19 protein-coding genes and 1 pseudogene are annotated in these 17,694 nt (G+C 42.4%); 14 read left to right on the forward strand and 6 right to left on the reverse strand.

From position 1 onward, the window contains the following. Window positions 1-22: 22 nt before the first annotated feature. On the reverse strand, window positions 23-1,300 hold the full coding sequence (tviB, locus tag B9T29_RS14230; RefSeq protein WP_086176556.1) for a Vi polysaccharide biosynthesis UDP-N-acetylglucosamine C-6 dehydrogenase TviB: 1,278 nt from the start codon (window positions 1,298-1,300) through the stop codon (window positions 23-25). 412 nt (window positions 1,301-1,712) lie between these two features. On the opposite strand from tviB, the gene B9T29_RS14235 reads away from it, so the two are divergent. The 12 genes from B9T29_RS14235 (at window position 1,713) to ahr (ending at window position 12,363) form a co-directional block, all read left to right on the forward strand. Continuing rightward, window positions 1,713-2,792 (forward strand): polysaccharide biosynthesis/export family protein, encoded by a 1,080-nt coding sequence (locus B9T29_RS14235; protein WP_086176557.1) that lies wholly within the window; start codon window positions 1,713-1,715, stop codon window positions 2,790-2,792. Between the two features lies 1 nt (window position 2,793). After that, on the forward strand, window positions 2,794-3,222 hold the full coding sequence (locus tag B9T29_RS14240; RefSeq protein ID WP_086176558.1) for a low molecular weight protein-tyrosine-phosphatase: 429 nt from the start codon (window positions 2,794-2,796) through the stop codon (window positions 3,220-3,222). Window positions 3,223-3,240: 18 nt separating this feature from the next. Continuing rightward, a complete protein-coding gene (locus B9T29_RS14245; RefSeq protein ID WP_086176559.1) occupies window positions 3,241-5,433 on the forward strand; it encodes a polysaccharide biosynthesis tyrosine autokinase in 2,193 nt (730 codons plus the stop codon). A gap of 272 nt (window positions 5,434-5,705) precedes the next feature. Further along, entirely contained in the window at window positions 5,706-6,410 is a 705-nt protein-coding gene (locus B9T29_RS14250) for an FKBP-type peptidyl-prolyl cis-trans isomerase (RefSeq protein ID WP_086176560.1), read from the forward strand. 48 nt (window positions 6,411-6,458) lie between these two features. Further along, on the forward strand, window positions 6,459-7,160 hold the full coding sequence (locus tag B9T29_RS14255; protein WP_086176561.1) for an FKBP-type peptidyl-prolyl cis-trans isomerase: 702 nt from the start codon (window positions 6,459-6,461) through the stop codon (window positions 7,158-7,160). Between the two features lie 355 nt (window positions 7,161-7,515). Further along, a complete protein-coding gene (locus tag B9T29_RS14260; RefSeq protein ID WP_086176562.1) occupies window positions 7,516-8,256 on the forward strand; it encodes a dienelactone hydrolase family protein in 741 nt (246 codons plus the stop codon). 72 nt (window positions 8,257-8,328) lie between these two features. Continuing rightward, window positions 8,329-8,691 carry an HIT family protein gene (locus tag B9T29_RS14265; RefSeq protein WP_086176563.1) on the forward strand — a complete coding sequence of 121 codons (363 nt, stop codon included), beginning with the start codon at window positions 8,329-8,331 and terminating at the stop codon, window positions 8,689-8,691. Between the two features lie 122 nt (window positions 8,692-8,813). Continuing rightward, window positions 8,814-9,848, forward strand: coding sequence for an A/G-specific adenine glycosylase (gene mutY, locus B9T29_RS14270; RefSeq protein ID WP_086176564.1), 1,035 nt, complete (start codon window positions 8,814-8,816; stop codon window positions 9,846-9,848). A gap of 63 nt (window positions 9,849-9,911) precedes the next feature. Continuing rightward, complete coding sequence (locus B9T29_RS14275; protein ID WP_086176565.1) at window positions 9,912-10,454, forward strand: M23 family metallopeptidase; 543 nt, start codon at window positions 9,912-9,914, stop codon at window positions 10,452-10,454. Window positions 10,455-10,470: 16 nt separating this feature from the next. After that, window positions 10,471-10,716, forward strand: coding sequence for a hypothetical protein (locus tag B9T29_RS14280; RefSeq protein ID WP_086176566.1), 246 nt, complete (start codon window positions 10,471-10,473; stop codon window positions 10,714-10,716). Window positions 10,717-10,737: 21 nt separating this feature from the next. Beyond that, window positions 10,738-11,322: a DNA-3-methyladenine glycosylase I gene (locus B9T29_RS14285; RefSeq protein ID WP_086176567.1), complete on the forward strand. Its 585-nt coding sequence runs from the start codon at window positions 10,738-10,740 to the stop codon at window positions 11,320-11,322. Between the two features lie 18 nt (window positions 11,323-11,340). After that, window positions 11,341-12,363, forward strand: a complete 1,023-nt coding sequence (ahr, locus tag B9T29_RS14290) for an NADPH-dependent aldehyde reductase Ahr (RefSeq protein ID WP_086176568.1) — start codon at window positions 11,341-11,343, stop codon at window positions 12,361-12,363. 83 nt (window positions 12,364-12,446) lie between these two features. Here the strand turns inward: ahr and B9T29_RS14295 are convergent, their stop codons facing one another. Then, entirely contained in the window at window positions 12,447-13,337 is an 891-nt protein-coding gene (locus B9T29_RS14295) for a LysR family transcriptional regulator (RefSeq protein WP_086176569.1), read from the reverse strand. Window positions 13,338-13,454: 117 nt separating this feature from the next. On the opposite strand from B9T29_RS14295, the pseudogene B9T29_RS14300 reads away from it, so the two are divergent. Continuing rightward, a pseudogene (locus B9T29_RS14300) lies at window positions 13,455-13,901 on the forward strand (MFS transporter); the annotation flags it as partial. 53 nt (window positions 13,902-13,954) lie between these two features. Here B9T29_RS14300 and B9T29_RS14305 read toward each other — a convergent pair. Together B9T29_RS14305 and dapB are read right to left on the reverse strand one after the other, a co-directional pair. Further along, window positions 13,955-14,599: an START domain-containing protein gene (locus tag B9T29_RS14305; RefSeq protein WP_086176570.1), complete on the reverse strand. Its 645-nt coding sequence runs from the start codon at window positions 14,597-14,599 to the stop codon at window positions 13,955-13,957. Between the two features lie 60 nt (window positions 14,600-14,659). Further along, window positions 14,660-15,481 carry a 4-hydroxy-tetrahydrodipicolinate reductase gene (gene dapB / locus B9T29_RS14310; protein ID WP_086176571.1) on the reverse strand — a complete coding sequence of 274 codons (822 nt, stop codon included), beginning with the start codon at window positions 15,479-15,481 and terminating at the stop codon, window positions 14,660-14,662. A 281-nt stretch (window positions 15,482-15,762) separates the two neighbouring features. Between dapB and B9T29_RS14315 the strand changes: the two genes are divergently transcribed. Next, window positions 15,763-16,014 carry a hypothetical protein gene (locus B9T29_RS14315; protein WP_086176572.1) on the forward strand — a complete coding sequence of 84 codons (252 nt, stop codon included), beginning with the start codon at window positions 15,763-15,765 and terminating at the stop codon, window positions 16,012-16,014. Between the two features lie 71 nt (window positions 16,015-16,085). Here B9T29_RS14315 and dnaJ read toward each other — a convergent pair whose 3' ends face one another. Continuing rightward, entirely contained in the window at window positions 16,086-17,198 is a 1,113-nt protein-coding gene (gene dnaJ, locus B9T29_RS14320) for a molecular chaperone DnaJ (RefSeq protein WP_086176573.1), read from the reverse strand. Between the two features lie 106 nt (window positions 17,199-17,304). Beyond that, entirely contained in the window at window positions 17,305-17,682 is a 378-nt protein-coding gene (locus tag B9T29_RS14325) for a hypothetical protein (RefSeq protein ID WP_086176574.1), read from the reverse strand. Window positions 17,683-17,694: the final 12 nt, after the last annotated feature.

Genomic DNA, 17,694 nt, shown 5'->3' on the forward strand with positions numbered 1-17,694 from the left:
ATACTTCCTAACACTTTTTAAATTACAAACGAAGATCAGATTCAGACTGTGCAAGTACATATTTCAAATCATATAAAACATGTTCCGCTTTGCCCAAGGCACGAATTTTCTCTACGCCCATCTCTTTAAACTGATGATGTGCCACCGCCAGAATAATGGCGTCATAGCTGTTTTCTGTTAATGTCGAAACAGGATCAATCCCATATTCATTCTCGGCCTCAGCACGATCTACCCATGGGTCATAAACATCTACATTCACGTGATATTCTTTCAGTTCATTGACGATATCAATAATGCGGGTGTTACGGATATCGGGACAGTTTTCTTTAAAACTTAAGCCTAAAATCAGCACCTTGGCATCTTCCACCTGAATGCGTTTTTTCAGCATGCCTTTCACCAGCTGAGTCACCACATAAGCGCCCATGCCATCATTCAAACGGCGGCCGGCCAAGATAATTTCAGGGTGATAACCAATCGCTTGTGCTTTATGGGTGAGATAGTAAGGATCAACCCCGATACAGTGACCACCAACCAGACCCGGACGGAACGGCAGGAAGTTCCATTTCGTTCCCGCAGCCTCAAGCACCGCTTCAGTATCAATCCCCATTTTATTGAAGATCAAGGCAAGTTCATTAATCAGCGCAATATTGACATCACGCTGGGTATTTTCAATCACTTTTGCCGCTTCGGCGACTTTAATATTGGACGCTTTATGGGTTCCAGCTTCAATAATCAGGTTATAAACCTGATCGACAAAATCAGCGACTTCTGGAGTAGAACCTGAAGTGATTTTGAGAATATTGGTCACGCGGTGCAATTTGTCACCCGGATTAATGCGCTCTGGGCTATAACCAGCAAAGAAATCCTGATTGAATTTCAAGCCTGAAACTTTTTCCAGTTCAGGAATGCAGACTTCTTCAGTGGCTCCCGGATAAACCGTCGACTCATAAACAACAATATCGCCTTTTTTCAGCACTTTACCAATACTTTGCGAGGCTTTGACCAATGGCGTCAAATCCGGCTGTTTATATTCATCAATCGGAGTCGGCACTGTCACAATAAAGAAGTTGCAGTCTGTTAAATCTTCTAAATTTGCACTATAGGCTAATTGATGGGCTTGTTTTAATTCTTCAGGCGAAACCTCTAAGGTATGGTCTTGACCGCTTTTTAATTCATCAATACGCTTTTGATGAATATCAAAACCAACAACAGGGACTTGTTTTCCAAACTCTACAGCTAAGGGTAAACCGACATAACCTAGCCCAATAATTGCTATTTTCAGTTCAGAGAGTTGTAACATATAGAAGCCTATGCGATCGATGAATTCTTGATCATCGTGACGTTGTAAATAGCATTATAATATAACAGAAATTGTAGTAATTTTAATTGTAAAATATTGTCTTTATGGGAGAGATCATTCAAACGGGCAATTTATGTGAATCTTAAAATGAGAGCTTATAAATGCCAAAAATATCACACAATAAATAAATTTAATTTTCTTGCTATTCCTTATTTAAGGATAACCCAGTAGTATTTCCACGCCTATACCCAACATCTTACGATTCAACAACATCTTAAACTAGGTAACAAAACATTAATGGTATAAAATATTATTGTTCAAATTTTATTTATTGGACAAGTTACGCCTATATATTAATTTCAAATTATTTTTATAAACAGGATTTAGAGTGAGTTACTACCGTTATAGCGTTATGTTTGCACTGAGTTTAGGAATGACTGGTTGTGCAATCACTTCTGGTTTACAAACTTATGATTTACCTAGTGAAGGGGTTTATCAAACGGATTTGGGCACTCAAGTCAATGTAATAAAACTCACCCAAGACTCTTTATTTGCCGTACAGCCGGCTGAAATTAATATTCGTCAGGATTATGCCCATTTATTTCATACTTCCCATAAAAATTATAAATTGAGTCCCGGAGATATTCTTTCAATTTATCTTTGGGCTTATCCAGACATAACCCCTCCTACAAGTTCAATTAGTAGTGAACAATCTGCTCAAGCTAATGGTTATCAAATTGACCAAAGTGGTTATATTCAATTTCCCATGATTGGCCGTTATAAAGCAGCAGGAAAATCATTAACACAGGTTAATCAGGAATTACGCAATCAGCTCTCTCGTTATTTAAAAACACCGGATGTCATTGCCCGGGTATTGTCCTATCAAGGCCAGCGCTTTTCTGTACAAGGTAATGTGATGAAAGGTGGACAATTTGCACTCAGCGATCAACCTGTCAGTGTGTATACCGCTTTAGGCATGGCAGGTGGAGTGAATTCCCAGCAAGGAGATAATACCTCCATTACCCTGGTCAGACAGGGCCATAGCTATCAGCTCAATAGTATTGAGCTGGAAAAAGCTGGACTGTCCTTACATAACCTGCTGATCCAACCTAATGACACCTTATATGTCAATTCACGTGAAAACCAAAAAATTTATGTCATGGGGGAATCGGGTAAAAACCAATCCCTGCCGATGCGTGATCAGGGTATGAGTTTAAGTGATGTTTTAGGTGAAAGTTTAGGTTTAAATCCGCTGTCTGCGAGCCGAAGTAAAATTTATGTCGTCCGTAGCAATGCGATGAATCCCTTGACTGAAGTCTATCAGCTGGATTTAACCAGTATTGCAGATTTTGGTTTAGCCAATAAGTTCAAAATGCGCAGCAATGATATTGTCTATGTCGATGCCTCTGGCCTGGCGCGTTGGCAACGTATAATTAACCAGATGGTGCCTTTTTCTAGCCTAGTTAATACGGCTAATAATTTGGGCAACTAATATGAATATTCAAAATATTCTTGTGGTTTGTGTAGGCAATATCTGCCGTAGCCCGATGGCTGAATATTTCTTAAAACAGCAGTATCCAAACCTTCATATTGAGTCTGCAGGTATTGCCGCTTTAGTCGGCCATACCGCAGACTCCAAAGCGACACTTTGTATGCAGCATCTAGGTATTGATATAAGTACTCATATTGCAAAAAAACTGGATGCAAAGCAAATCAAGCAAGCAGACTTGGTTTTAGTGATGAGTCAAAATCAGCAAAAGCATATAGAGCAGACCTGGCCTTTCGCGAAAGGAAAAACTTTTCGCTTAGGGCATTGGCAAGGCAGAAACGTTCCTGACCCTTACCAGCATGAGCAATTGGTCTTTGATGAAACCTGTCAGTTAATACGGGATTGTATTAGTGACTGGACACAACATATTTAACTTTTTGATAGCAAAATTATGAGCCAAAATACCAATACTGAAGATACTATTGATTTAAAAGAGCTGTTCTTTTCACTGATTGCGCAATGGAAACTTATTGCACTCTGTGTCATTTTAAGTCTGGTTTCTGCACTGCTGTATTTAAAAACAACGCCTGATACCTATTCAGTGGATGCTCTGGTACAAGTAGAGGAAAGTAAGGGAACATCTGCTGCTTTATTGGGTGATTTATCCAATATGATTGAGCAGAAGCAACCGGCTCAAGCTGAAATAGAACTGCTAAAATCCCGTTTGGTGCTGGGTTCTGTCATTAAAAACCTAAACCTGGATTTAAAGATTTCTGGGACAAAAAACGGTTTTTTTGATCGTTTGTTAAATCCACACAATTATCAAACCCAATATCAAAACAAATCTGTTTTATTTAAGGATGATGCCCAGTCCTTTGAGATTCGCAAGTTTGAAGTTCCAGCTGACTATTTAGACAAAAATTTGTTGCTTGATTTTAATGGCAATAAATTCACTCTAACGGATGCAGCAACCCAGCAAGTAGTTATTAGTGGCCCTATCAACCAGGAGAGCCAACACAGCTCAGCATCCGGAACCTGGAAAGTCGCCATTTACACTCAAGACCAGTTAAAAGACCGCTATAATATTCAAAAAATGTCTTTACCCGCAGCAATGGGTTCTATCACAAATAACTATTCTGTGGCCGAAAAAGGCAAACTGACCGGCATCTTGGGCCTAAATTATCAAGGTCAAGACAAAGAACATATTACCAAAGTTCTCAACTCAATTCTGGTTGCCTATAGCCACCAGAACATTGAACGCCGCTCTGCTGAAACTGCGCAAACGCTTAAATTTCTTGAAGAACAGTTACCAGAATTAAAACAGCAACTTGATGTAGCTGAACGTGAATTCAACAAATTCCGCCAACAGTATAATACTGTTGATGTGACTAAAGAATCCGAACTGTATTTAACCCAGAGCATTCAGCTTGAAACCTCCAAAGCTGAACTGGAGCAGAAACTGGCGGAAGCTTCTGCAAAATACACCAATGAACATCCGGTGATGGAGCAAATGAATGCTCAACTGGGCGCAATCAATAAGAAAATTGCCGAGCTGAATGACACCTTAAAACAGTTGCCAGACTTGCAACGCCGCTATTTGCAGCTTTACCGTGAAGTTGAAGTCAAACAGCAGCTTTATACGGCCCTGCTTAACTCATACCAGCAATTGCGTATTGCTAAAGCCGGTGAAATTGGCAATGTCCGGGTTGTAGATACAGCCGTTGAGCCAATTAAGCCAATTGCGCCGAAAAAAATGCAAATTTTAATTTTGGCCATATTCCTGGGTGGTTTCCTGGGAACCTTACTGGCTTTATTACGCAATATGATGCGCTCAGGGATTAAAGATGCCGATCAAATTGAAAATGAACTGGATTTACCGGTCTATGCCACTGTTCCGCGTTCACCGATTCAAGAAAGTCGAATTAAGCTTCTGAAAAAGAAAAAGCATATTCCTATTTTAGCCGTTAAAAATAGTGATGATATTGCCATCGAAAGCTTACGCAGTATGCGTACTGCCATTCACTTTGCTTTAAGCAAAGCTAAAAACAATATCATCATGATTTCCGGCCCTGCTCCAGAAGTCGGTAAGTCCTTTATTTCGACCAACCTAGCGACAATTTTGGCACAAAGTAATAAGCGGGTATTAATTATTGATGGTGATATGCGTCGTGGTTATTTACATAAGTATTTCAACCATGACAACCAATCCGGTTTGGCTGAGTATTTAAATAGTCAACAAACACTTGAAAGTATTGTTAAATCTACTGACGTTACCCACCTGGATGTAATTACTCGCGGCAAAAGTCCAGTGAATCCTTCAGAGCTTTTAAGTTCGGCAAAATTCTCGGAACTTTTAGAGCAAATTTCGCCCCGGTATGATCACGTTATTATCGATACCCCACCTGTACTGGCAGTAACAGACGGTATTATCATTTCACAATATGCGGGTGTAAATTTAGTCATCGCACGATATGCAAAATCACAGATGAAAGAACTGGAATTGACGGTCAATCGTTTTGAACAAGTCAATGTTAAGGTCAATGGCTTTATTCTGAATGATATTCAACGTGGCCCGGGCGCTTATGGCTATGGCTATGGCTATAACTATACTTATGGTTATAAGGCCTCGAAAGATAATGATTAAATCTTTTTTATCGATATCGTTTAAAGCGGTGTAGGCTAAAAGCCAGTGGAAATCACTGGCTTTTGCTTTTGAGGCTTATTTTTATGGAAAATAAAAAACAGATATTTTATTGTATGAGAAATGTTTTATATATTCAGACTGTTATAGAATAGTTGGGTTGATAAGAATATATTGGATTTCTGTACACCACGATTCCCTCGAAACGTGTTGAATAGAAAAGTCTGCTAAAATTAATGCAACTTTTTTAATATAAAATGATTTTGGGAAAACCTATGAGTAAAGCCTTACCCATCGCTGTCGCTGTTATTTTAGGCGGTGCTGCACTTGTACCTGTTTATTATGCAACTCAAAACCCGGCTACTGCGACATCAAAAGCATCAAAAAATGCCTCTGCTGTTGAAAAAATCAGTTATGCACTTGGTTATGAAGTCGCACATCAAACACCACCTGAATTAGATATTAATAGCTTTGTTACAGGTGTACGTGAAGGTCATGCTCGTAATAAACCGGCTTATACAGAACAAGAGCTTCAACAAGCTTATCAGCAGTTCCAAAAAGAGATGCAACAGAAACAGCTTGATCAAGCAAAAACAGCTCAATCATCAAGTGACAATTTCTTGGCTGAAAACAAGAATAAACCAGGTGTAATCACCACGGCTTCAGGTTTACAGTACAAAATTATCAAAGAAGGTACAGGTAAGCAGCCGACTGCAACTTCTGTTGTTACCGTGCATTACAAAGGCCAACTGGTCGATGGCAAGGTATTTGACAGCTCGATTGAACGTGGTCAACCTATTGAATTCCCCCTCAATCAGGTGATTCCGGGTTGGACTGAAGGCTTGCAACTGATGAAGGAAGGCGGTAAAGCTACCCTTTATATTCCTTCACAATTAGGCTATGGTGAACAGGGCGTTCCTGGCATGATTCCTGCCAATAGCACCCTTATTTTTGATGTTGAACTGATTAAAGTAAAATAAAAAATGAAGGAGAGCTTTTGCTCTCCTTATTTATCTTGAGATAAGAAAATGAAAACACCTATAACACTACTTTGTTTATGCATGTGCACCACGGTAAGTTTTGCAAAACCGGTGACCAATACCAGCAGTTTAAAGGAACAAGTTGGTTACAGCTTTGGTTATTTAATGGCACGTAGCAATGCTGAATCGTTTAAAGATTTAGACCTGGAGGCTTTCATCCTTGGTTTAAAGACAGCCACTGAAGGCGGTAAATCTGCCCTGACCGATGAGGAAATGGCTCGGGTTCTGAATCAACAGAAAAAACAGAGTGAAGCTAAACAACTAATTGAATTAAAACAAAAAGCCGAAGCCAATGCCAAGACTGGGGCTGAATTTCTAGCTGCCAATGCTAAAAAAGAAGGCGTTCAGACCACCAAATCGGGTTTGCAATATCAGATTTTAAAACAGGGTAATGGCAAATCACCAAAGGCCAATTCCATGGTGAAAGTCAATTATGAAGGCCGATTGATTGATGGAACGGTATTTGACAGTTCAATTGCCCGAAATCAGCCAGCGGAGTTTCAGCTGAGCCAAGTCATTCAGGGCTGGACTGAAGGTCTACAGCTCATGAAAGAAGGTGCCAAATATCGCTTTTTCATTCCAGCGCAACTGGGTTACGGCCAAATTGGTTCTGGTGATGTGATTGAACCGAATAGCACCTTAATTTTTGATGTTGAACTGCTTGAGGTGTTACCTAAATCCAGCAAATAATGGATTGGTCACTTTTCACTAGAAAATAGCGAGTGAGTCAATCTCAGACTCCCCAACAGTCATGGCTGCTCGCTTTTTATCAGGATTTATCATACCCCATCATGCGCTTGCTCATTAAAGAAGCCATTATTGCTAAATTTTGCCTCTCAATTAGCTATCTCTCCCCTCCCTCTTAGATAAAATTAAAAACTATATTTATTCAATATTTAGATTAATTATGTAGCGAATTAAAAGCATGTTTCAATTTATGCATAATAGTATGCCGTCAAAATTGTCCAATCTTGTACAATCATTAAAGAAATTCATTTCTATATTTTAATCAATACGTTTTTTATTCATTACAAGGATTGAATCAATGACTTTCAGCATTAAAACCCGCGAAATTCAGTACACCGCGCCAGACGGAACACATTTGATTGGATACTTTGCCGCACCTGAATCAGAAAAACCGCTCGCGGGCATTATTGTTGTACCAGAATGGTGGGGACGAAATGATTACACAGAACAACGTGCGCGCGAGCTGGCCGAACACGGCTATGCAGCTCTTGCCATTGATATGTACGGAGATAAAAAAGTCACCACGGCTGTGCCTCAAGCCAGCGAATGGATGATGCAAACCTTTGAAGATCCTGAAACAATTGTGACTCGTGCGTCCGCAGGTTTAGCAACATTAGCAGCGCAAGACGAGGTAAATGCAGATAAACTCGCAGCTGTAGGCTTTTGTTATGGTGGTAAGGTGGTACTTGATCTGGCACGTTCCGGAGCAAATCTACAGGCTGTAGCGACCTTTCATGGCAACTTGACCCCGAAAGCCCCGGCACAACCCGGACAGGTGAAAGCAGAAATTCTAGTGCTCCACGGAGAACTGGACAGCATGGTCAGCCTGGAAGATGTAGCGCGCTTTAAAGAAGAAATGCAGGCTGCTCAAGTTGAGCATGATGTCATTATCTTCGAAGGTGCTAAACATGGCTTTAGCAACCCGCTTGCAGACGAGCGTGCCAAAGCCAATGGTGTTGATTTGGGTTATAACGCGGCAGCTGAACAGCAAGGTTTATCTGCCATGTACCAACTATTTAAAAAGCGACTTGGTGAATAACGATGAAGGTGAAAATGGCTCTGCTATTTTTACCCATCCAGTGACATGGATCATTTAAGAGAGGATAGAACAATGACTGAAAACAATTGCCCATATTGTAACTTTGATGAATATGACATCATTGATAAAAATGATTTCGGTGTAATTTTACCCGAGCCAAATGCTTTATCTAAAGGTCACTCGGTTATTGTTCCTCTGCGCCATGTCAGCTCTTTTTTTGATATCACTGATAAAGAACGTAAAAGTTTGATGTCCCTGCTTGAGCTTGCCCGTAATGAATTAAAGTTACGTTACCATCCTTCAGGTTTCCATATTGGCTTTAATGATGGTGCGGTGTTTGGTCAGGCGGATGAACATCTGCACATCCATATTATTCCATGCTATGAAGGCCAAACCCTGAAACTGGATGAACGTTGGGGTATGCTCAGCGAATAAAAATGGACTGGGCTTTATCAATCAAAAAATGATGCTTCGGCATCATTTTTTTGCTTATAGCACCACCGCAGTCCCAGATAATTTTCGTTATACTATTCATCTATTCCCAATCTACGGTTCACATGTCACAGTTTTCTTTTGCCGATGCCCTGCTTTCCTGGTTTGATATTCATGGTCGTCATGATTTGCCCTGGCAAGTGGTAGACGATCCTTATAAGGTCTGGGTCTCTGAAATCATGTTACAGCAAACCCAAGTTAAGACTGTGCTGCAATATTTTCAGCGTTTTATTGAGCGCTTTCCCACAGTTGAAGATTTAGGACAGGCCAGTTGGAATGATGTGGCACCGTATTGGGCCGGTCTGGGTTATTATGCCCGCGCTCGAAATTTGCATAAAGCTGCGGGAATAGTGGCTCGTCAAGGTCATTTTCCCTCAACACGTGAGGAATGGATGGAACTTCCCGGTATTGGCCCATCCACTGCAGGGGCATTGATGTCACTGGGTTTGCGTCAGTACGGCGTGATTATGGATGGCAATGTCAAACGGGTCTTGGCACGTTTCTTTGCCATTGAAGATGATCTGTCCAAGCCTGTGCATGAACGTGCCATGTGGCAGCTGGCAGAACGGCTTTGCCCGGTCGAACGCAATCATGACTATACCCAGGCAATTATGGATCTGGGTGCGACCATCTGTACGCCGAAAAAACCGCTCTGTTTATATTGCCCGATGCAACAGCCCTGCAAAGCACATCAGCAGGGGCTAGAAACCGAACTACCGTTTAAAAAGGCCAAAAAACCTGTTCCGGTAAAATCAGCACAAGTTTTGCTGATTCAGTCGCATGATCAATGGCTATGGCAACAACGCCCGAATAGCGGATTATGGGGTGGCTTATGGTGCCTGCCCATTATTGAAGATGCTGCCGAATTTGAGCAACTGTGCCAATCTTTAGGCTTAAAAAAACTGCTGCATCGCGCTGCAATCAGTCATAGTTTTACCCATTTCACCTGGCAACTGGAAGCCCTGTGTTTTGAGCTGGATGCGGATCAGCAGGAACATCTTGCAATCGAGCTGAATGGCACATGGTTAACGCCACAAAAGGCAACAGCCATGGGCCTGCCCACTGCAATGAAAAAATTGATCTCTGCTGTAAATTTATGACATAGTCAGGCATAAGACTTTAAAAGAATTTTCATAGTCATAAGCATGAAAAAAGGATGCCGCGTGCTACGTTTTATTTCGGCCTTATTTTTGGGTTTGAGCATTTTATGGATTGCGGCATGTACCTCGACGCCGAAAAAGCCTTCCACTACCCCACTTCCTCCCGTTCAGGTGCAAAAGCTGAAGAGTATGCAACTGAAATCATCCTTGCCTATTCCTGTACAAAATATCAAGGCCAAACAGTTAAAAGATACCTGGGGCGCTTCCCGCAGTAGTGGCCGCACCCATGAAGGCATTGATATTATGGCTCCACGTGGAACAAAAGTGTTTAGTGCCACAGAAGGCCTCATTGCCGACTTACGCAATAACAATTTGGGTGGTAAAGTGGTTTGGATTTTGGGACCGGGTGGAAGCTGGCATTACTATGCGCATCTTGATGATCATAAGCGCAATTTAAATGTTGGTGATTATGTGAAAAAGGGCGATCTCATCGGCTATGTCGGCAATACCGGCAATGCACGCCATACTGCCCCGCATTTGCATTACGGCATTTATCTTGAGGGTAAAGGTCGTGGTGTGGTGAATCCCTATCCGTATTTACGTTAATTTTTAGGAACTATTCATGTCAGAAGCGTTGATCAACCGTTTGGTCGAATTTGCTGAATCAGGCAACCAGCAAAAAATTGTTTTGGCAGGACAAACCCACCAGGGCTGGGTGATGGAAATTACTGAAGAAGCGCTTTTGATCAGTACCGGTTTTGCCGAAAAAGCAGGCAAAGACATGTGGATTCAATTCACTGACTTACCGCAAGCTGAACTGTATTACTGGGATAACCAGCAAGATCAATGGACTGAATTCAAGCTTTAAATCTAGTCGGGAGCATCAAAAATGTCGATTCAACGCTGTGGCTGGTGCTCGAATAATCCACTGTATATGGCCTACCATGATCATGAGTGGGGCCAAGCCAGTCATGAAGAGGCCCACTTATTTGAAATGTTGTGTCTGGAAGGACAACAGGCCGGTTTGTCCTGGATTACCGTGCTGAGAAAGCGTGAAGCTTACCGTGAACATTTCTTTCAATACCCGATTGCCAAGATCGCCCAGTTCAGTGATGCAGAACTTGAAGACAAACTGCAGGATGCCGGCTTGATCCGGCATATCGGCAAGCTCAAAGCGATTCGAGACAATGCCATTGCCTGGCAACATTTAACACAACAATTAAAACCACAACACAGCAATGTCAGCGACTGGTTATGGAGTTTCGTCAATCACCAGACTGTAGTCAATGATGTTCCTGATTATCGTCAGGCACCCGCCCAAACCGACACCAGCCTTGCACTATCCAAAGCCTTAAAAAAGAAAGGCTTTAAATTTGTTGGACCCACCACCTGTTATGCCTTTATGCAAGCGGTGGGTATGGTCAATGACCATGAAAATCACTGCGCGTTTAAAACAAGTTCATCATTAAAATGATCATGAAAGGATTTTGCCATGAGTAATAATATTATCCATGCCTATGCAGCCATGCAGGCAGGTGCAGCACTAGAGCCCTACCAATTTGATGCCGGAGAACTGCAGCCGCATCAAGTGGAAGTTAAAGTCGAATATTGCGGCCTATGTCATTCTGATATTTCCGTAATCAACAATGACTGGAAATCTTCGGTTTATCCGGTGGTGGCCGGGCATGAAATTATTGGCACCATTACCCAGGTGGGTTCAGAAGCCAAAGGTTTGAAAGTGGGACAACGCGTTGGCATCGGTTGGACTGCTGAAAGTTGCCAATATTGCGATCCGTGTATATCGGGTCAGCAAGTGCTATGTACTGGCGGACAAACGGCGACCATTGTTGGACATGCCGGTGGATTTGCCGACAAAGTCCGTGCCGGCTGGCAATGGGTGATTCCTCTACCTGAAGATCTGGATCCTGAAAGTGCTGGACCGCTACTCTGTGGTGGTATTACCGTATTTGATCCGATTCTAAAACATCAAATTCAAGCCATACATCATGTGGGTGTGATCGGGATTGGCGGCTTAGGTCATATGGCAATCAAACTGCTGAAAGCCTGGGGCTGTGAAATTACCGCCTTTACTTCAAATTTAGACAAAACTGAAGAACTGAAAGCCATGGGCGCAGATCATGTGGTGAATAGCCGTGACCTTCAAGCCATTAAATCGCAACGCGGCAAGTTTGATTTATTGCTGAGTACCGTTAATGTCACTTTAGACTGGTCGGCCTATTTAAGTACCCTAGCCCCAAACGGTACTGTGCATATGCTGGGTCTGGTTCTTGAGCCTATGCAGATCTCAGCTGGTTCGCTAATTGGGGGTGCCAAATCAGTAACTGGTTCACCGACAGGTTCTCCTGCTGCACTGCGTCAGTTATTGAAATTTGCTGCGCGTAAAAATATTGCACCGCAAATTGAAGTTTTTCCGATGTCACAACTCAATCAAGCAATTGAACACCTACATTCCGGTAAAGCCCGTTATCGTATTGTGTTAAAAGCTGATTTCTAATTTTTCTTTCATCTTGCTAAATTTTAGTCTACCCAACCAATACAGTTGGGTAGATTTCCATAGATACTTCACATTTAAATCGCTTATAAATATCCTGCAAGCTTCCGCGCAAGAAACTCGATAAATAGATGCACCCGTTTCGGCAGGTGCTCTTGCCGATAATAAACCGCATGGATTTTTTGCTCACGTGGATGAATTTGATCTTCAAATAAGGCGTTCAGGCGGCCGGTCTGTAAATCTTCTTCCACCAAAAAACGTGATAAACAGCTGATTCCGACTCCTTCTAAAGTCAGCTGGCGAACTGTTTCACCACTGGAGGCCTTGATTTTAGGATGTACGCTAAAATCTTCACCATGCAACTGAATTGGCCAGCTATTTAAATGTGTCGGTTGACTAAAACCCAGTAAGGTATGCTGCGATAAATCCGCAGCGGATTGCGGTATTCCCTTCTGTTCTAAATAGATCGGACTAGCCACAATATAGAGTCGGCTTCGGCACAATAATTTGGCGCGCAAACTTGAATCCTGCAATTCACCAAAACGGATCGCGACATCGGTTTTATGTTCCAGCAAATCAATGATTTGATCATGAGTATTCAGTTCAATTTCAATATTCGGATAATGCTGGATAAACTCCTGAATCAGCGGCACAATTACATGCAAAATAAAGGGTGTAGCGGAGTCCACCCGAATCAGACCGGAAGTATCACTATCCGATTGCAGCAATGCATCTTCGGCTGCAGCCAGATCATTGAGAATTTTACGGGCTTTTTCTAGAAATAATTGCCCTTCCTGGGTCAATTTAAGCTTACGGGTAGTGCGTTCCAACAAGGTCACATTCAGCTTATTTTCAAGACGTTGCAAAGCACGACTGACTCCTGAGGTAGTCTGCGCTAAGCGCTCGGCTGCCATGACAATCGAGCCGCTATCTACAATGGTCACAAAGGCCTGTAATTCATCGATGGTCGATTTCATCTTCCACTCATTTATTGATTTTTGATCAATAATATTTTGCAAATTCACCTATTTTTTAGCAACAATAAATTGTTCAAAATCGCGATCATCTTAAAACTTAAATACTGAGTCCATTATGGTTGTTCCATCGGCAATCATTTGGGTGGTAAGTTTGCCGACCTGTCTTTAGATAAAACCCTGATTGGCTTTTTAATACTGTTAATGCTGTTAATACTATTAATGCTGATGATGCTGCTCTTTCCAGTTTTAGCAACGACGGCGATCGGTGCAGCATTAGCTTTAGTTATCTGGGGTTCGGCTGCCTTTGCTGTGGTTCCCCCCCTACAAATGCGGGTAATGTCAGTTGCACACGATGCTCCTGGTCTGGCATCTTCAGTCAACATTGGTGCCTTTAACCTCGGAAATGCCTTAGGTGCAATTGCAGGCGCAACCGTACTGAATATGGGACTGAACTATACGGCGGTTTCATTTTCCGGTGCTGGACTCAGTCTGATTGCTTTGCTGTTGGTACTGATTCAAATCAAATTCGTAGCTCATAAAGCAGTGGATTATCAGCCCTGCTGATAAAATAAAGCGAAGAAAAAGTCCGCATCATGCGGACTTTTTATTTTTCCTGATTAACGTAAAGCTTCAGGTAACAGCGGAATATTCGAGGATTTGACGAGTTCTGCTTTCATCTTTTGCAGCATCTGATAAGGTTGTTGCTGTACAAACATATTCACAAAAGTTAAAGGAATAGAGCCTTCCGGATTGGCATAACCATACGTTGAAACTTTAACCTTATTGTTAGCTAACTTCTGAAAAGTCCAATCCCCTTCATAATGGGTTAAACGAATATAATCGGGATTTTTCGGATAGCCTTTATCGACTGCCTTGTTTTTAATGCTGATGATGCCCTGTGCATCTTTCATCATTTTACCTTGTACCACTAAATCGCGATCTTTCAGCGGAAAAGGAAAATCCAGCACCATATACAATAAAAACTCACCTTTTTTATCGTCGCGTGAAAGGACTTTGATACTGCCCATATACGGCACCCATTTCACCGCATGGTCGACATCCAGAATCAGACCAACAGCTTTTTCAACAGGCGTATCGTAGGTGGTTTCAGCTTTATATAAAAATACCGGGTTTTGACTGTTTTGATAGGTCCAAACTTTAATATTATTCTTGTTAATACTGAGCTTGGCATTATCTACAGGTTTAGCCTGTACAGTAGCAAGCATTGCTACTGTACAAGCCATAAATATCACTTTTTTCATTCCATTGTGCTTCTTATTTTAATTTTGCTGTGTATTGTTATAAATGATTTTAACGATTTTTTATACCTTAATATCGTTAAAACCCAGTACATCTTTCATGTCATATTTACCCGCTTCACGACCCACCACCCAAGCTGCGGCACGTACTGCACCAGCGGCAAAGTTCATACGGTTGGTTGCTTTATGGGTAATTTCAACACGTTCACCTTCGCCAATAAACATTACGGTATGTTCACCGACAATATCACCACCACGAATAGTCTGGAAACCAATACTTTGACGTTCGCGTGGACCCGTATGCCCTTCTCGATGATAAACTGCATCTTTTTTCAGGTCACGACCTAAAGCACCGGCAATCGCCTCACCCATCATCAATGCTGTACCTGACGGTGCATCGACTTTATGACGGTGGTGCGCTTCAATTACTTCAATATCAACAGTATCACCAAACACTTTGGAAGCAAGTTCCAACAGTTTGATGGAAACGTTTACGCCAACCGAATAGTTTGCCGCATAGACCACAGGAGTTTGAGTTGCACTGTCATCCAGGAAGGCTTTTTGTTCGTCATTCATACCAGTGGTACCAATCACAATTGCCACGCCTGCTTCACGGCACAATTTTAAATGCTGGGCAGTTGCAACCGGTGCAGTAAAATCAATCACCACGTCACAGTCTTGCAAAACTTCTTGCAGACTACCCACCACTTTTACACCAACAGCACCAATACCTGCCATCTCACCGGCATCTGCACCAATCAGGCTGCTTTCAGGGCGTTCAACTGCTGCTGCAAGCTGGTAACCTGCTTCTTTCACTGCCTGAATAAGGATGCGTCCCATACGGCCGCCTGCACCCAATACACCAATGCGTGGAGCTGCTGACATAACATATTCCCAATGTTGATTCTAAATTGTTCTTACTATATCAAAACTCTGTACTAACACTAAGTTTCAGTCTGAAATATTTTATTGAAAAAAAGAGAAACGGGTTCTGACTAATGCTTATGCCTAGGCACAATGTAACAGCTCAGCCTCAACTGGTTCATGTATTGAAAGTTCAGCGTTAAAAATAAATGATTTTACTGCTGATTTTCATCTCCCTGTAAACATCACTGCGCAGACTACGCAACACGAATGATCAAAAGATGAATTATAAGGAGATCAGCATGCATTCGAAAAAAATTGCGTTAACCGTTTTTGTGGCAACACTGGTTACCACAGCATGGGCAGAACCTACAGTCCAAGCAGGGGATACTTTAGAAAGCTTGTCGAAAGTTAAAATTAGCGTCAGCACACATTCGACTATGCAAGATCAAGGCTCAGAAAAAAAATCGGTAACAACTGAGTCAACCCCCCATTCTGAAACAGTATCGCAACTGGTAGATGTTGAGGCTATTGACAAACCGATCATCGAATAAGCGCTCAAATGGCTATAAAAAAAGGGGGGACTATTCAATATTCCCCCCTTTTTTTCAAACTGTGTCTGAAATTAATCAAACAGGCCAAAGAACGATTTTTTCTTAGGCGATGATTTATTGTCGTCACCATCCATGGTTTCTTGCAATTCTTTCAACAACTCACGTTGACGTGCAGTCAAGTTCACCGGTGTTTCGACTACCACGCGGCAAAGCAAGTCACCCTGCATGCTGGTACGTACCGGTTTAACCCCTTTACCACGCAGGCGGAACATTTTGCCAGTTTGAGTTCCCTCAGGAATTTTCAGGCTGACACGGCCATCCAGGGTTGGAATCTGAATTTCTTTACCAAGTGCTGCATCGGCAATAGATACCGGCACATCCATATACAGGTCTGCACCGTCACGCTGAAAGATTTCATGCTCACGCACAACCACTTCTACGTATAAGTCACCAGACTGACCATCACGGATTGCTTCACCCTTACCGCTTAAACGTACGCGGTCGCCGTTGTCCACCCCTGCAGGAATGGTGACTTCAAGGGTTTGCTGACGGTCTTTTACGCCTGAACCATGACAAGTGTTACATGGGTTCTTGATGATTTTGCCTTGACCGCGACAGGTGCTACAAGTCTGCTGAACAGAGAAGAAACCTTGCTGCATGCGCACTTGACCTGCACCATGACAGGTTTTACAGGTTTCAACATCGTTCGGGTTTTTAGAACCTTTACCATCACAGGCCTCACAAGGTGCCGGTGCAGTAAAGGTAATGGTTTTCTTCACGCCCTTAACCGCTTCTTCAAGGGTTAATTCAATAACGTAGCGCAGGTCTGATCCGCGACGTGCACGTTGCTGACCACGGCCACCGCCGCCACCAAACGCACCACCAAAGATGTCGCCAAACTGACTGAAAATGTCTTCTGCGCTGAAACCGCCGCCGAAGCCGCCACCGCCCATGCCGCCTTCAAAGGCGTTATGCCCCATACGGTCATACATGCTGCGTTTTTCGCTGTCGGATAAAATTTCATAAGCTTCAGCAGCTTCTTTAAATTTTTCTTCAGCTTCAGGGTTGTCCGGGTTACGGTCTGGATGATATTTCATCGCCAACTTACGGTAGGCTTTTTTAATTTCATCATCACTAGCGGTTTTAGCGACGCCCAAAACCTCATAATAATCACGTTTAGCCATGTCTGGCGATGCTCCTCACGGAATTTTATTTAATACTTAACTGTGGAGTGAAATTGGGATGCAAACAAATTTTACAAGGGGACGAGGGGAAAAAAATTTATCCAGCCTAGAAAACGGCTTTATTTTTGAAAAATCGGGAAATCCCTTTAAGCCAGGCATTCAACAGGAATAAAAAGGCAATCATGGCAAAAACTACGCCTGCAACAGTACAACCTTTTACCCAAACTGCACTATCCCAATAAAAGAAAATCAGCGGAATAAACCACAGTGCTGCAAAACACACCAGAATCATATAAATCACAATATTACGCATGATCCAGAGGGCTTGGGCTTCAAGCCAGACCTCCACTTCATCCACCTGTGTGACTTTTCGCGCAAACCAATAAGCAAATATGCCACTAATCACAGTAAATAACGCGAAAAACATCAAGACATAGGAAATCGCAACGGAACGGCGAAGTCGGCTTAAGTTGTCTTGCTTCATGTGCGTTTCAAC

The organism is Acinetobacter sp. ANC 3903, assembly GCF_002135315.1.
Taxonomy (GTDB): Bacteria; Pseudomonadota; Gammaproteobacteria; order Pseudomonadales; family Moraxellaceae; genus Acinetobacter.

What these genes read in the sequence shown, in the direction of transcription:
- tviB (WP_086176556.1), bottom strand. Translation starts at nt 1,300, where the DNA reads ATGTTACAACTCTCTGAACTGAAAATAGCAATTATTGGGCTAGGTTAT.
- B9T29_RS14235 (WP_086176557.1), top strand. Translation starts at nt 1,713, where the DNA reads ATGTTTGCACTGAGTTTAGGAATGACTGGTTGTGCAATCACTTCTGGT.
- B9T29_RS14240 (WP_086176558.1), top strand. Translation starts at nt 2,794, where the DNA reads ATGAATATTCAAAATATTCTTGTGGTTTGTGTAGGCAATATCTGCCGT.
- B9T29_RS14245 (WP_086176559.1), top strand. Translation starts at nt 3,241, where the DNA reads ATGAGCCAAAATACCAATACTGAAGATACTATTGATTTAAAAGAGCTG.
- B9T29_RS14250 (WP_086176560.1), top strand. Translation starts at nt 5,706, where the DNA reads ATGAGTAAAGCCTTACCCATCGCTGTCGCTGTTATTTTAGGCGGTGCT.
- B9T29_RS14255 (WP_086176561.1), top strand. Translation starts at nt 6,459, where the DNA reads ATGAAAACACCTATAACACTACTTTGTTTATGCATGTGCACCACGGTA.
- B9T29_RS14260 (WP_086176562.1), top strand. Translation starts at nt 7,516, where the DNA reads ATGACTTTCAGCATTAAAACCCGCGAAATTCAGTACACCGCGCCAGAC.
- B9T29_RS14265 (WP_086176563.1), top strand. Translation starts at nt 8,329, where the DNA reads ATGACTGAAAACAATTGCCCATATTGTAACTTTGATGAATATGACATC.
- mutY (WP_086176564.1), top strand. Translation starts at nt 8,814, where the DNA reads ATGTCACAGTTTTCTTTTGCCGATGCCCTGCTTTCCTGGTTTGATATT.
- B9T29_RS14280 (WP_086176566.1), top strand. Translation starts at nt 10,471, where the DNA reads ATGTCAGAAGCGTTGATCAACCGTTTGGTCGAATTTGCTGAATCAGGC.
- B9T29_RS14285 (WP_086176567.1), top strand. Translation starts at nt 10,738, where the DNA reads ATGTCGATTCAACGCTGTGGCTGGTGCTCGAATAATCCACTGTATATG.
- ahr (WP_086176568.1), top strand. Translation starts at nt 11,341, where the DNA reads ATGAGTAATAATATTATCCATGCCTATGCAGCCATGCAGGCAGGTGCA.
- B9T29_RS14295 (WP_086176569.1), bottom strand. Translation starts at nt 13,337, where the DNA reads ATGAAATCGACCATCGATGAATTACAGGCCTTTGTGACCATTGTAGAT.
- B9T29_RS14305 (WP_086176570.1), bottom strand. Translation starts at nt 14,599, where the DNA reads ATGAAAAAAGTGATATTTATGGCTTGTACAGTAGCAATGCTTGCTACT.
- dapB (WP_086176571.1), bottom strand. Translation starts at nt 15,481, where the DNA reads ATGTCAGCAGCTCCACGCATTGGTGTATTGGGTGCAGGCGGCCGTATG.
- B9T29_RS14315 (WP_086176572.1), top strand. Translation starts at nt 15,763, where the DNA reads ATGCATTCGAAAAAAATTGCGTTAACCGTTTTTGTGGCAACACTGGTT.
- dnaJ (WP_086176573.1), bottom strand. Translation starts at nt 17,198, where the DNA reads ATGGCTAAACGTGATTATTATGAGGTTTTGGGCGTCGCTAAAACCGCT.
- B9T29_RS14325 (WP_086176574.1), bottom strand. Translation starts at nt 17,682, where the DNA reads ATGAAGCAAGACAACTTAAGCCGACTTCGCCGTTCCGTTGCGATTTCC.